This window comes from Pseudomonas sp. 18.1.10 (genome assembly GCF_024655625.1).
GTDB lineage: Bacteria > Pseudomonadota > Gammaproteobacteria > Pseudomonadales > Pseudomonadaceae > Aquipseudomonas.
In genome coordinates this window covers 22,162-36,358 of record NZ_JANLGL010000045.1, presented here as the reverse complement: position 1 = coordinate 36,358, position 14,197 = coordinate 22,162, and the positions used below count along the sequence as shown (strand labels likewise).

Genomic DNA, 14,197 nt, shown 5'->3' with positions numbered 1-14,197 from the left:
GCGCAGTGTCAGCCAATGCATCAGGCGACTGAACCACCGCTTTCGCGAGCAAGCCCGCTCCCACACAAGCCCGCTCCCACATTATTTGTTTTTACAGGGTTTTATTGGGTTGCCAGGTTAGAACGTGTATTCCAGCACCCCCATCACCGACGTCTGCAAGCGCCGCTCCACAATCGGGCTCTTGCCCGCTTCATCCGCCAGGTATTGCACGTCGAGCAAGGTTGAGAACTGGGTGTGCTCGCTGATCGGCAAACTCCACACCAGGTTCATGCCGTTGCTGATATTGCCTGCGCCGGCCTTGTAGGCCTTGAACCGGCTTTGGGCGGCCTGGCCGGTGGTCACACCGTACCAGGTCTGCAGGTATTCACGGTCGCCAAAGTGGCTGCTGAGGCTGGCATCGACCGAGCCGTAGCGGCCGTCATAGAGGTTGGTGCCCAGGCTCAGTTCCAGGTGGGTATAGGCCTTGCCAGTGTCCTTGTGGTCATCGTCCTTGAGTGCGTGTTCCAGGGTTGCACCGACGATGGCGCCGCCGAGGTTGTAGCTGGCGCTCACGCCTAGTTGCGCGCGGGATTTGATTTCGCCCATGCCTTTGAGGCGCTTGGAGCCGGCATGCATCGACTCGTTTTTATCCTTGCGTGAAGCGCTGGCGCCGATATAGGTGCTGAAGCTCAGGGCGTTGCCTTCGTAGCCCCAGCCCAGGCCCTTGTCGGTGTCGAGGAAAATCCCCCAGGGGCTGACGATTTTGCCGCCCAGCAGCGGCGCGGTCATGCGTTCGTCGCTGCCGCTGTAGCGTGGCGCATTGGCGACGCCGGCCTTGAGGCTGTACTGCCAGTCTTCGGCAATGGCAGGCTCGGTGGCAGCCAGCAGGCACAACGAGGAAAGGGACAGGCATAGGTTTCTAGAGCGCATCAGGGGGTCGTCCGTGTTAAAGGTTCAGGGGTGGGTGAGGCGAATGAGTGCGTTTGAAGGCGTAGCCCGACGCGCTGAGGCCATTGATCTGGCGGCTCACGGTGTCGCCCAGGCCATAGCCGTTACCGGCCAGTACGGCGTGGGCGTTGTCGACGGGTAGCAGGATGTAGTCGGTCAGCGGTTCGTCGTGCAATTGGCCACGAATCACCAGGAAGCCTTGCTCCAGGCGCACGTTGATACCGGTCAGCGGCGCGTCGGGCTCGTGTGTGTTGAGCACCTGATAGGTGCCGATGGTGTCGGCCCAGGCCTGGGGCAAGGGCGGCGGGTCGATGCGCTCACCGATCGCAATACGTTGGCCGTGGCTGCGGGCGGTAAGCATTTGGCGGCCTTGCACGGTGACCATGTCCAATTGCACGCGGCCGAGTTCGCCGAGGTCCTTGAACCACAGGCCGAGCACGCGTTTTTGTGCGCGCAACCAGCCTTGTTCGTCGCGCAGCAGTTCGAAATCGAACCCGGCCAGTTCGCCGGACAAGCGGCCCCGGTCATCGCGGATGCGGAACACGCCCCAGGCAGTGGCATAGAACCCGGCCAGGCGCTTGCGGTCGAGGGCGGCTGGTACATGGCGCAGTTTCAACCCGTGGTTGGGTGTCTCGCAGCCGTCGCCACACACGGCTTCTCCGGTTTGCGCCTGAAGCATCAGGCGCAAGGCATCGGTGGCCAGGCGGGCGACCAGGTCTTCGGCGTTGCTGTCGTTGGCCATGATGATGACCGCCAGTTGCTGGTCGGGCAGCAAGCTCAGCTGTGCAGCAAAATCATCACCGCCGCCGCTGTGCTGGTAAGTGCGCACGCCGGGGCCGACCGGTTCATCGCCGCAAGGGGCGAGGAACCAGCCGAGGCCCATCTGGCAATCGAAGTCGAGGGCGTTGCCGGTGTTTTGTTGGGTGAACATGGCGTCGATGGAGCGCGCGCTCAGCAAGCGCTTGCCTTTGTACAGGCCTTGGGCGAAGAGCATGTTCACGAAGTGACTGAGGTCCTTCGGGCTGGCCCATAGCCCCCCGGCAGCCAGGTCGCGCACCTGGGCATCGCTGCTGGCGCTGCCCTCCTGATAGCCCATGGCGCGGTAGCCCGTGACCGCGCCGGTACCGATAAAGCTCGACTGGTTCATTTCCAGGGGTTTGAGCACGCTGTATTGCAATTGGGCTTCAAAGCTTTTGCCGGTGCTGCGCTCAATGGCGGCGCCCACCAGCGCATAGCCAAGGTTGGAGTACGCCACTTGCGAGCCCGGCGGGCTGCTGAGCCACACGCCGGACATGCGCATTGGCATCAGGCCCATGGCGAACGTGCTGTGCAGGTCGCGCAGGTGCTCGCTGGGCAGGCCGGACTGGTGGCTCAGCAGGCGACGCAAGGTGATATCGCGGTCTGCCGCGTCCTGGTCGGGATGAAAGCGCGAGCGCACATGGAATTCGCTCAGGGTTTGCTGGATCGGCTCATCCAGCCCCAGGCGCTGTTGCTCGACCAATTGCAGCGCCGCCGTGGCGGTGAGCAGTTTGGCGATGCCGCCAGCACGAAATGCGGTATTGGGGGTGACCGGCACACCGTGGGCCTTGTCGGCCAGGCCGAAGCCGCGGGCCCAGATCAGTTCCTGGCCGTTGACCAGGGCAATCGACAACCCGGCGACATTCTGCCGGGCCATCTCTTGGGGAATGCGTGATTGCAGGTACCGAAGGATCGCGCCGTAGTCACCCTTTTGGATGCGCGGCGCGGCCGGCGGCTGCCCCTGGCAACCGACGCTGCCGAGCAGGCAACCCAGCAGCGCGATACTGCGCAATGTGCGGAACATGAAGAGCACCCGGATGATGGTGTGGATGCTCGAATGCTAGGGGCGCGACGGCTGCCGGTCTTTGAGGGCTTTGTCGGGAAACTGTCAAAGACTGTGAAAGCTGCTGCGCCTGGGGTCAGTGCAAGACGCGCTGGAGGAACTGGCGCGTGCGTTCCTGCCTCGGCGCATTGACCACCTGACGCGCATCACCGACTTCGCAAATCCGCCCGTTGTCGAAGAAGGCGATACGGTCTGCGGACTCGCGGGCGAAGGCAATGTCGTGGGTCACCATGATGAGCGTCATGCCCGAACCCTTGAGTTTGCGGATGGTATCCAGCACTTCGCCGACCAGTTCCGGGTCGAGCGCAGACGTCACTTCGTCGAACAGCATGTACTCGGGTTGCATGGCCAGGGCGCGGGCAATTGCCAGTCGCTGCTGCTGGCCCCCCGACAAGCTTGCCGGACGCATGTCGGCGCGGTTGTCGAGCCCGACGAACGCTAGGTGCTCAAGCGCCAGTTGCAGCGCCTGGGCCTTGGGGATCTTCTTGACCAGGCGCGGTGCCAGGGCCACGTTTTCCAGTGCGGTGAGGTGGGGGAACGCATTGTACTGTTGAAACACGATGCCGAGCCTTTGGCGCAGCTTGTTCAAGTCGGTGCCCTTGGCGTGCACATTCGTGCCATCCACCAGGATGCTGCCGCCTTGTATCGGCTCCAGGCCATTGATGCACTGCAGCAAGGTGGACTTGCCGGAGCCACTGGCACCAATCAGGCATAACACCTCGCCCTTGTGGATCGTCAGGTTGACGCCCTTGATCACTTCAACAGGGCCAAAGCTTTTGCGGACATCCTTGATATCAATCATGGTGCATTACCTTTTCGAGATGGCGGCTGTAGCGCGAAATGGGGTAGCAGATGGCGAAGTAGAAAAGCCCCGCGCCGGCCAGTACCAGAAGTGCTTCGTTTGAGCGGTTTATCAGGATCTGCGAGGCCCGCAACAGCTCGATATAGCCCACCACGCTCACCAGTGCGGTGTCCTTGGTCAGGCCGATCACGGTGCCAATCCAGCCAGGAAACAGCGTGCGAAAGGCAAGCGGGGCGGATATGTGCCGCAGCGTTTGCCAGTAGCCCAGCCCCAGTGAGCGGCCGGCTTTTTGCAACTGGGGGCGGATCGATTGCAGGCCCGCACGGACCAGTTCCGAGGTCAGCATGCCCATGTACAGGCTCAGGACGACGACCCCGACCAGCAGCGGGCTCAGCGCGAAGCCGGCCATGGCAAAAAAGCTGTTGGCCAGGATGAACTGGATGATTAGCGGGATGCTGCGAATGACGTTGACCAAGGGCCCCAGTGCCAGGCGGGCAAGTGCAGACTCCTGCCGAAGCCAGCCGACGAGGATGCCGATGGACGTGCCGAAAAAAGTCGCCAGGAGTGTGAGGAGAAGTGTGTGCCAGATGCCGCTGAGCAAAAAGCCGATATCGCTCCACTGCAGGCCTGAATACGCCAGTTGGAATTGCATGGTGGCTTACCCCTTGAACACGCGCCAGAAGGTGAGTCGGGCGCCGCCCTCGATAAGCTTGGACATGACGTAGTACATCCCCGCGGCGACCAGGAAAAACTCGAACGTCCTGAACGATTCGGACTGGGCCGCCTGGGTGGCGCCCGTCAGTTCGCGCAGGCCAATAATCATGCCCAGGGAGCTGTTGAGCAGTGCCCAGTTGAGCTGGTTGACGTAAGGGAAATAGACAACCCGGAACAACTGCGGGAAGACCACGTGGGTGTAGGCGGCGAAGGACGAGATCCCCAGGGACCGGGCGGCCGTGTGCTGCTGTTTTGGAATGGCCTGCAGCCCACCACGGAAAATCTCGGCCAGGTAGCCGGCATTGTTGAACGACAACGCCAGCAGCATCGCCAGGTAGCTGGAAAAGTGCAGGCCCAGCGCACCCAGGCCAAAATAAATCATGTAGACCTGGAACAGCGCCGGCGTATTTCGCGCCACCTCGACCCAGGTGGTGGCAAACGCATAGCCGGGGCCTTTTCCCTGGCGGCGCAACAGGGTCAGGGCAAGAGCGACCAGCGTGCCGACGATCATTGAAAGCACGGTCAGCGTGAGCGTGGTGCGCGCGCCTTCGACCAGCTCGGGAAGCTTGTCCCACACCATTGACCAGTAGAACGTATATCCAAACATAACGCAGGCTCCGGGCTGGAGCGGCGACGTGCGCCGCTCAAGGAGGGGGGTTAGTAGTCCACGCCGGCAACTGCCAGCGAAGGCGCTTCGCCGTCACCGAAGTACTGCGCATACAGCTCTGCGTAACGCCCGTTTTTTACCTGGGTCCAGACGAACGTCTTTACCCAGTTGAGCATTTGTGTGTCGGCTTTCTTTACGGCGATGCCGCACAGGTCGGGCGGTGTCGGGGCGACACCTTTGATTGCGAGCGTCGGGAATTGCCCGCTCTGGACCAGTGCGGCGGCCGATGCATTGCCGATAATCACGCCGTCAATCTTGCCTTGAGCCAGGGCCAGGTAGCTTTCCGCTTCGCTGCCGAACCCGGTGTAGCTGCCTTTGCTGTCATTCCAGCCTTTGCGCAGCACCTGCAATTCCTGCTCGGTGGTGGTGCCTGTGACGCCGCCGATAGTGCGCCCCCTCAGGTCTTCGAAGCCTTCAATGCCGGCGTCTTTGCGGGTGAGGACGACGTTGGTGTAGTTCACGTAGGGCTGGGAAAAACTCACGCTCATCGCGCGCTGGGGCGAGATCGAGGTGGAGGCGATCAGCACGTCGATGCGCTTGGAAACCAGTGCCGGAATGCGTTCGGAGGAGGGGGTTTCGACAATCACCGCCTTTACGCCAAGGGCTTTGGCCATGTCCTTGCAGTACTGCACGTCGTAGCCATCCGGTTCGTTGCTGGCGTTGCGAAAGCCGGCGGGTGGGTAGTCGAGCTGGACGCCACACCGAAGGGTCTTGTTCGAGATGACCTGATCCAGTGTCGATTCGGCAGCAGCCGAAAGGGTTGGGGTTGTTGCGGCGAGCACGAGCAGGAAAGCGGCGCTGATGCAGTGGGCAATGTTCATGGGGTATCCCTGTTGTGGTTGGTATTGTTTTTAACGGGAGTGCACGAAATGTCTGATGTATCCAATCTACCATCGACGAAAAATCTACCAAATGTTTAACCATGGAAGAAAGAGGGCGCAGCAGCTGTTTTTGTATTTTTGTGGTCTTGAAATCAAAAAAATATAAGAATAATCATATAAAACAATGCATTGGTCGAATCAGAAAAGTTGTTGCCAGCAATGAAGTGTGTCCGGATTTGGCTGGCGTGCATCAGCGTGTTGACAATTTATGTTTAGTGTATCCAATCTACACGACTTCGGTTTTGCCCCGTTGAATCCTGACTGCAGGTCTTTGACGCGGGCATTTTTCCATCTGGGGAAGGTGTGATACATGAAGCACGTACTCGTAATTGGTGCCGGTATCGTGGGGCTATCAACGGCGCACCATCTGTTGAAGGGGGGCGCCCGCGTCACCTTGGTCGATCGCGACCCTGAAGGCGACAAGGCCTCGTTTGGCAATGCCGGTGGTATTGCCGTCACGGAGGTGGTGCCGGCCTCGGTGCCCGGGTTGCTGTGGAAGGTGCCGCGATGGTTGCTGGACCCCATGGGCCCTTTGGCCATACGGGCCGCTCATGCGCCCAGGTTGATCCCCTGGCTGATGCGTTTCTCCCGGGCTGGTCGCCCGACGGAAGTCAGGCGCATAGCGCAGGCACTGGCCGCCCTGAACACGCGGGTCTATACGGACCTGCTGCCACTCCTTGGCGAACATGGCCTGCTCGATGAGCTACAGCAACTCGGCGCCTTGACGGTTTACGAGCAAGCCGCAGCGTTCGACGGGGATGCTGCGCAGTGGGCGCTCAAGCGCGCCCACGGTGTCGAGGTGCTTGCGCTAAGCGGCGACGAAGCGCGTGAACTCGAACCTGCGCTCAGCCCTGCCATCACCCGCGGGGTATTTACCCCGCAGTGGTCCCATGTGCGGGACCCCAAGATTCTCGTGGATAAACTGCGCCAATCACTGGTCGGCCGAGGACTCTGCATCCGGGTTGGCCAGGCCTGCGATATCGGGTCCGGCCTTGGGGCGGGAGCCCTATCGGTGAAGCTCAGCGATGGCCAGCAGCTGCGGGCCGATACCGTGGTGGTGGCGGCCGGTGCGTGGTCCGGACAGTTGGCCCGGTGCGTCGGCGACAAGGTTCTGCTGGAAAGCGAACGTGGTTACAACACCACCTTCGCCGCGCCAGGCGTTGCGCTGTCAAGGGAGGTCATCTTCGCTGAACGGCATTTTGTCGCCACGCCATTGAGCTGCGGCTTGAGGGTCGGCGGCGCTGCCGAGTTTGGCGGGCTGAACGCCGTGGCGAATTTCAAGCGCTCCCATGCACTGGCCCGACTGGCCGCCCATTATCTTCCGGGGCTGCGGACAGAGTGCGGTACGTGTTGGGCCGGACATCGCCCGGCAACTCCCGACAGCCTGCCAGTGATCGGCCCATCGCCACGTAATCCGGCAGTCATCTATGCCTTTGGCCATGGCCATCTGGGGCTGACGCAGGGCGCAACCACCGGGCGCCTGGTCAGCGACATGGCCTTGGACAAGCCGCCGCAAATCGATCTTGCACCCTATGCAATCAGCCGCTTCAACTAAACCGCCAAGAAGGGGATTTCCATGTCTCGACATACGTTCTTCTGCATTGATGCGCACACCTGTGGCAATCCAGTACGGGTAGTCACCGCTGGCGCACCTCTGCTGCCCAATGTTTCGATGGCTGAAAAACGCCAGATATTCCAGCGCGAACATGATTGGGTTCGCCAAGCCTTGATGTTCGAGCCCCGGGGCCATGATGTGATGTCGGGCAGCATTCTGTATCCGTCGTCCCGTGAGGATTGCGACATCGGCGTGCTGTTCATCGAGGTCAGTGGCTGCCTGCCCATGTGTGGCCACGGCACCATCGGCACGGTGACTGCTGCCCTGGAAGCTGGGCTTGTGGTACCGCGAGTCGAGGGCACGCTCGCTATCGAGGCGCCAGCCGGGCGTGTCGCGATCGACTATGTAAAAAACGGCGCCTATGTGGAGCAGGTTCGTCTCTACAACGTGGCCAGTTATCTCCATGCCGCCGAGGTGGAGCTTGATGTGCCGACCCTAGGCAAATTGACGATTGACCTGGCCTACGGTGGGAATTTCTACGCGATCATCGAGCCCCAGGCGAACTGGGCAGGCCTGGATTCGATGGCAGTCAGCGAGATTGTGCGCTTGAGCCCCTTGGTGCGCCAGGCCGCGCAGGCGCTGCTGGCACCGGTGCATCCGTTAGACGCGCATATCCAGGGAGTGAGCCATGTGATGTGGTGTGACAAGCCCAGGCACCCGCGGGCCGATGCGCGTAACGCGGTGTTTTATGGCGACAAGGCCATTGATCGCTCCCCGTGCGGTACGGGGTCCTCAGCGCGCATGGCGCAACTGGTTGCGAAAAACCGCTTGAAGGTCGGCGATGAGTTCGTTCACGAAAGCATTATCGGCACGCTGTTTGATTGCCGGGTCGAGTCGGCGACGGAGGCCGGGACCTTTGCCGCTATCCTGCCAAGCGTCGCCGGTTGGGCGCGGGTCACGGGGCATAACACCCTGTTTGTGGATGACCGTGACCCGTTGGCCCATGGGTTTCAACTGAGTTGAGCTGACAGGTGGCAAGCCCCTTGCCGGCGCAGGGGCGCTTGCGCGGTTCAGGCCTGGGTTTCTTTCTGGCGTTTTTTCTTGAGCAGCGTGACCAGGTCTGAGCCCGCGCGTTGAATATGCTTGCGCAAGAACTGAACGGCTTTCTTGACATCACGTTGCTCGCACAACCTGAGCAATTCACGGTGGTCGACCTCGGCTTCTTTTTTGCCGGCGGTCAGCAACAGCTGCAGGCGAATGTATCGGTCGGTTTGAACGTTGATACCTTGCACAATGGCCAGGGTCTGGACGCGATCAGCTGCGGCGTACAGGCTTTCATGGAACAACCAGTTGAATTTGCCCCATTTCGCAATGTCGTCGTTGGCGTAAGCCGCTTCGAGTTGGGGCAGTAGCTGTTGGGTGGCGGCAAAATGGGCGTCTGTCATGTTCGGCAGCGAGCGCTCCAGCAACTCGGACTCCAGCAGCGCGCGCAAATCAAACAACTCCTCGATCTGCTCCGGCGGGATGGTCTTGACCACCGAGCCTTTGTGAATCTGCGTGGTAATCAGGCCGGAGGCCTCCAGTTCCTTGAACGCTTCACGCACCGGCATGCGGCTGACACCGTACTCCGTTGCAATGGTCTCCTGGATCAGTGCCTCACCTTCCTTGAATTCACCGTTGAGAATCCGCTCGCGCAGGGATTCCGCCAGGGTTTCAGGCAGGCTTTGACGTTTGATGCGCAGGTTGGGCGAGGGCTCTTTTTTAGACATTCTTCAACTACTGGCAGGTGAATGGATCCAGGATTTGAGATCCTTATCGGGCGATCATACCTCAGGCGCAGGAGTGTAGGACGCTTCCAATAGATGAGAGCGAAACATTTCAGCATCAGGGCTCAACCTCACCATTCACCCGCCGACCAAGGCCCAATGGATTGCCGTCCTGGAGTGCCGGAGGCAATAGCGCCTGGGGGAAATCCTGGTAGCACAGGGGGCGCAGAAACCGTTGGATCGCCATGCTGCCCACCGAGGTGGTGCGCGAGTCTGATGTGGCCGGGAAGGGGCCGCCATGGACCATGGCATGGCAGACTTCCACGCCGGTGCCAAAACCGTTCAACAGCACGCGGCCGGCTTTTTTCTCCAGGCTGGGCAACAGCGCGGCAAGTGCGGGGTAGTCGCTTGGGTCGCTGTGAACCGCAATCGTCAATTGGCCGCCCAGCGCGTCGAGCGCCTGGAGCAACGTCGCAGCGTCAGGGCAGCGAACAATCAATGAAGAGGCGCCGAATACCTCTTCGCGTAGCGGTGGGTGTGCAAGGAATGCCTCGGCGTTCGTGGCAAACAGGGCGGCCTCGCCTTGAAACCGCTCGCCCGGTTTGCCGCGTCCCAGCAACTCGACATAGGGTTGGGCACGCAGTTTCTCGACCCCATTGCAGTAGTTCGCGTAGATCTGGGGCGTCAGCATGGTGGCTGCGGGGCACGCGGCCAGGGCGTCGATGGCAGCGCGCTCAAAGGCCGCGAGCGCCGGCCCTTCAATGGACAGGATCAGCCCGGGATTCGTGCAGAACTGGCCGGCGCCCAGGGTCAGCGAGGCCGTAAAGGCGGCAGCAATCTGCGCACCACGTTCAGCCAGCGCATGGGGCAGCAGCACAACGGGATTGATCGCGCTCATTTCTGCGAAAACGGGAATCGGCTCCGGGCGCGCCGCTGCGATATTCATCAGGGCCACCCCAGCCCGTTGCGAACCGGTGAAGCCAACCGCCTTGACGCGACAATCGGCAACCAGGGCTTGGCTGATCGTGTGTTGCGAATCGAACAGCAGGGAAAACACCCCCTCTGGCAAATTGCATTCGCGCACGGCTTGTTGAATTGCCAGGCCTACCAGCTCCGACGTTCCCGGATGCGCAGAATGGGCCTTTACGATCACCGGGCAACCGGCGGCGAGCGCCGAGGCGGTATCGCCTCCCGCTACCGAAAAGGCCAAGGGGAAGTTGGACGCACCAAACACCGCCACAGGGCCGATGGCAATGTTGCGTAAACGAATATCTGCACGGGCTTGCGGTGTGCGATTGGCGAGTGCGGGGTCAATGCGCACGTCCATGAAGCCTGCCTCGCGAACAACCGATGCGAACAGCGCAAGCTGGCTGACGGTGCGGGCGCGCTCGCCTTCTATGCGTCCACGCGGCAGGCCGGTCTCGGTCATGCAGCGTGCGATCAACGTGTCGCCCAGCGCAAGCATGTGACGGGCGATGGTTTCCAGAAATACCGCGCGTTCTTCTGGCGAGGTTTCACGGTAACGATCGAAGGCTGCATCGGCCAAGGCGCAGGCGCATTCAAGATCGTCCAGGCTGGCGCCGCCGAACAGCGGTGATAGCGGTTCGCCGGTTGCGGCATCGAGGCCCTGCAGTTGCCCGTTTTTGCCGAAAACCCTCGACTGCCCGATGAGCAGATGACCTGTAATAGACATGGCAGTTCTCTTTCAAAGGAAGGGGCGGGCCCATGCGCTGGCAATGAGCCCGCACGGGTTCAGCCGCGTGCGGCCAGGGTGTCGATGGCTTTTTGCACGGTGTTGATGACGTACTCGCGCTCCTGGCCTACCAGGGCCAGGCGCGGCGCGCGTGTCCACTCGGGGGCGCCGTATACCAGGTGCTCGGCCAGCTTGATGTACTGCACCAGCTTGACGTGCACATCCAGGTGAAAGGAGGGCGTGAGGATGTGATACAGCTCGCGGGCTTCATCAAAACGTTGCTCGGCACAGAGGTTGAACAGTTTCACGCACTCTACCGGCCACACGTTGGTCATGCCGGACACCCAGCCGGTGACACCCAGTGCGCTGCTTTCGACGATCAGGTCATCGACCCCGCAAAAGATGCTGAAGCGATTGCCGAATGCGACGTACATGTCGGTGACGCGGCGGATATCACCGGTTTCTTCCTTGATGCAGACGATTTCAGGGGTATCCACCAGGTCTGCGAGGATCGCCGGTGTGCAGTCCACGCCATACGCGATGGGGTTGTTGTAGATCATGATCGGCAGGTCGGTTGTACTGGCGATGCCCTTGTACCATTCGACCGTTTCGCGGTGGTCGGTCTTGTAGCCGAGGCTGGGGAAGACCATCAGCCCTTGTGCACCAAAGCTCTTGTACAGGGCCGCGTGTTTCTGCGCGGTGTGCAGGGTGATTTCGGCCAGGCCCGAGAGCACGGGGACCCGGCCGGCGGCCACTTCGACCGCCGTGCGAATCACCGACTCACGCTCCTGCATGTTCATCGACGCGTTTTCGCCCAGCATCGGCAGGACGATGACGCCGGAAACACCGCCGGCGATCAGACGTTCGATGCTGGCGCGGGTTGCCATCAGATCGACTTCGCCGTCATGGGTCAGCTTGGTGGTGACTGCTGGGAAAACACCTTTCCAGATTGCCATTTTGGATACCTTTTTTGTTGTTGGAAGTTGGCCTCAAGTGTCAACTGTATCCAATCTACAATTCAAAAATTTTGCTGTCCATCCCGATCTTGGTCTTTTTATGGCAAAAGAATTCTCCGCTTGCCTAGCAGCCAGAGGGGGGCTGAGGGGGCGAAGGCGTGAGGGGCGAGCAATTTTGCCCATACCGCGGCGCCACCCAGTGCCAGGCAATATTGCCGCGCCACTGTTGGTGCAGGGCCTGGGCGCATACCCGCATTTGCTCCTGGGTGCACGCGTCATAGCCGAGTTCGGCAAGGCGCACGGGTAAGTGTTGCTGGGCGTTGGCAAAGCGGTCGGCCCACTGTTCGATGCGCAGCGTCACTTCCTCGGCTGCGCGTTCGCTGGAATAACCCGGGTGGTGCCGCAGGTGGGTTATCAAGTTGTAGCTATCGTCGTCGGGGGTTTCCAGGATGGCGTAGGACAGCAGGTCATTGACGGCCTTGCACAAATTCAACGCCAGATTGCGCAGTTCTTGCCACGGACCGCTGTAGTAGGCGGATGAGGGCAAATGGATGTTGTGCACCAGGTAATTGAACTCTGTGCAGACTTGAAAGCCGCCAGCGTTTCGCCACTGGCACTCGTAACCGTCCACGGCCGGCTGGGTGTGATGGAGGCGATGCATCAGCGCCGTGCAGCAAGGCAACAGGTAGGTTGCATATTGTTCTGCGAGGCGTTGTTTCCACTGCGGTGGCATCAGGCGTGCGGCGCGCCGGACGATATCCGCAAGCCCGCGCGCGAGGGGTTCGCGGCTGCGGCTATCGGAGGTAAACGCGCAGGCGTAGACCTCGCGTAAAACTCGCTCCATGGCCTTGGGGTCGGTGCAGTCTTCGTCGGCGAAGTCATCCTGGCAACTGAACCAGCCCAGCAGGTCGGAAAGAATCAGCAATATGTCCAGCGGGGCATCACACCACAGGTAGCCGGCATAGGTGCCTGGAAGGTAGATGTCCATTTGATGAGCCGCATGCGGGGTGGCTTCCAGTCCCATGTTTTTCAGCCACTGGCGGGTATGTTGTTGCGCTTGGTCGGTGTACGGACTCAGGGGGGAAGTCGCGGGTTGTTGCCACACGCTGTGCATCTCAGGCTCCTGGCAGGTGGGGTCGGAGAGAGACCCAGTATTGAAGGCCTAAAGTATGTTTTATAGCCAAAACTGCCGTTGGCTGTGGGCGGCTATTTATATTTTTTCGTGATTGGGTGGGGGGACTCAAAAAAATAAAAAGTCTAATCCGGTTTCAGCTGCGGACTAGCTTGGTAATGAACAGGATGTTCCGGTGTGAAGTGGTGGCCGCTGCTGTAGGAGGGTCTTTTGCGCGTAGATGCACAGGTATGGAGGCGCTTTGTTGTGTCGCCCTAGAGGCTATTTTAATGACTTCGTCCTTTCCCGGCATTGACCCGATGCGGTATGCCACTGCCCAGGCCCAATGGATCGAACCGTTTGCCTATCAAGAACACGTACGTGGCAAACAGGTTCGAACGGAACTCGCGTGGGCGCTATCGGCGCTCTACCGTCTGCCCGCACACCAGACTCACGTATTGTGCACTGCCGTGGAGCGCATGAATGTTGCGTCGCTGATCCATGACGACCTGCTGGATGGCGATTGCCTGCGTCGTGGTATCCCAGCGGTGTGGAAGCGCTACGGCGCCTCTGTGGCGTTGGTGTCAGGTATGTACGGTTATCTCGCGGGGCTGCGCGGTCTTACCGAATTGAATGACCTGGGTGTGTTGCGTGCCGGTTTGAAATGCCTGGAATCCTTGCACATCGGCCAGTACCTCGACACGCAGATAAGCGAGGGTGCTGTGCTACCCAGCCTGGAAGAGTACGGGTTTGTCGCGCAGGCCAATACAGGCTGCTTTTTTGTTTTTTTACTCGACGCCTGCCAGTGTTTGAAACCGCTGGATCACGGGGTGCACGCTGAACTTGAAGCGCTGTTGTACGAGTTGGGTGTTTATTATCGTTACGTGAACGATTACTGCGATATCAATCACATTCCGCATTTTGAAAAGAAAGGCTTTGCGACAGACCTGGAAGGCGGCCCCAAGTCGTTTTTGATGATCCTCGCCAATCAACCCCTGGTTAAAGGCGCGCGAACGGCAGAGCAAAAAAACGCAATCATTCGAGCGTTGGGCAAGGCCGGCGTTTTTGACGCAGCGTTGGCCTTGATGGAGGACACCTACCACCACATCCTTCAATGCTTGGGCACGCTCCGTCAGCTTGACTGCGGGCTCAACAGCCAGGGGCTTGAAGGGTTTGTGCGTGATGTGCATTTCGAGCCTGGCGCCGATGACAACTACTACGAACGAATGCTCGCGTAAGGCGCCAACGCCCGACTGCCTGGGTG

13 protein-coding genes are annotated in these 14,197 nt (G+C 60.4%); 3 read left to right on the top strand and 10 right to left on the bottom strand.

The genetic code is table 11. The annotated features are described in order from the left end of the window. Positions 1-117: 117 nt before the first annotated feature. From NUV89_RS10680 to NUV89_RS10655, 6 genes are all read right to left on the bottom strand, one after another. Positions 118-909, bottom strand: coding sequence for a MipA/OmpV family protein (locus NUV89_RS10680; protein ID WP_257781268.1), 792 nt, complete (start codon positions 907-909; stop codon positions 118-120). 16 nt (positions 910-925) lie between these two features. Further along, positions 926-2,749, bottom strand: a complete 1,824-nt coding sequence (locus NUV89_RS10675; RefSeq protein ID WP_257781267.1) for a serine hydrolase — start codon at positions 2,747-2,749, stop codon at positions 926-928. A gap of 115 nt (positions 2,750-2,864) precedes the next feature. After that, positions 2,865-3,590, bottom strand: coding sequence for an amino acid ABC transporter ATP-binding protein (locus tag NUV89_RS10670; protein ID WP_257781266.1), 726 nt, complete (start codon positions 3,588-3,590; stop codon positions 2,865-2,867). Further along, the gene (locus NUV89_RS10665; RefSeq protein ID WP_257781265.1) at positions 3,583-4,242 is read right to left on the bottom strand and encodes an ABC transporter permease subunit; all 660 of its coding nucleotides are present in this window, start codon (positions 4,240-4,242) and stop codon (positions 3,583-3,585) included. Before NUV89_RS10665 ends, NUV89_RS10670 begins: the two co-directional genes overlap by 8 nt. A 6-nt stretch (positions 4,243-4,248) precedes the next feature. Continuing rightward, positions 4,249-4,911, bottom strand: a complete 663-nt coding sequence (locus NUV89_RS10660) for an amino acid ABC transporter permease (RefSeq protein ID WP_257781264.1) — start codon at positions 4,909-4,911, stop codon at positions 4,249-4,251. Between the two features lie 50 nt (positions 4,912-4,961). Continuing rightward, a complete protein-coding gene (locus tag NUV89_RS10655; RefSeq protein ID WP_257781263.1) occupies positions 4,962-5,792 on the bottom strand; it encodes a transporter substrate-binding domain-containing protein in 831 nt (276 codons plus the stop codon). 370 nt (positions 5,793-6,162) lie between these two features. On the opposite strand from NUV89_RS10655, the gene NUV89_RS10650 reads away from it, so the two are divergent. Beyond that, positions 6,163-7,407 carry an FAD-binding oxidoreductase gene (locus NUV89_RS10650; protein ID WP_257781261.1) on the top strand — a complete coding sequence of 415 codons (1,245 nt, stop codon included), beginning with the start codon at positions 6,163-6,165 and terminating at the stop codon, positions 7,405-7,407. A gap of 21 nt (positions 7,408-7,428) precedes the next feature. Continuing rightward, a complete protein-coding gene (locus NUV89_RS10645; RefSeq protein WP_257781260.1) occupies positions 7,429-8,430 on the top strand; it encodes a 4-hydroxyproline epimerase in 1,002 nt (333 codons plus the stop codon). A gap of 47 nt (positions 8,431-8,477) precedes the next feature. On the opposite strand, the gene NUV89_RS10640 is transcribed toward NUV89_RS10645, so the two are convergent. The 4 genes from NUV89_RS10640 to NUV89_RS10625 form a co-directional block, all read right to left on the bottom strand. Beyond that, entirely contained in the window at positions 8,478-9,176 is a 699-nt protein-coding gene (locus NUV89_RS10640; RefSeq protein WP_257781259.1) for a GntR family transcriptional regulator, read from the bottom strand. A gap of 115 nt (positions 9,177-9,291) precedes the next feature. Next, the gene (locus NUV89_RS10635; RefSeq protein ID WP_257781258.1) at positions 9,292-10,866 is read right to left on the bottom strand and encodes an aldehyde dehydrogenase (NADP(+)); all 1,575 of its coding nucleotides are present in this window, start codon (positions 10,864-10,866) and stop codon (positions 9,292-9,294) included. Positions 10,867-10,925: 59 nt separating this feature from the next. Then, on the bottom strand, positions 10,926-11,822 hold the full coding sequence (locus NUV89_RS10630) for a dihydrodipicolinate synthase family protein (protein ID WP_257781257.1): 897 nt from the start codon (positions 11,820-11,822) through the stop codon (positions 10,926-10,928). A gap of 124 nt (positions 11,823-11,946) precedes the next feature. Further along, complete coding sequence (locus NUV89_RS10625; RefSeq protein ID WP_257781256.1) at positions 11,947-12,936, bottom strand: hypothetical protein; 990 nt, start codon at positions 12,934-12,936, stop codon at positions 11,947-11,949. Between the two features lie 287 nt (positions 12,937-13,223). Here NUV89_RS10625 and NUV89_RS10620 point away from each other — a divergent pair, with 287 nt between their 5' ends. After that, positions 13,224-14,171 carry a polyprenyl synthetase family protein gene (locus NUV89_RS10620; RefSeq protein WP_257781255.1) on the top strand — a complete coding sequence of 316 codons (948 nt, stop codon included), beginning with the start codon at positions 13,224-13,226 and terminating at the stop codon, positions 14,169-14,171. Positions 14,172-14,197 lie beyond the last annotated feature (26 nt).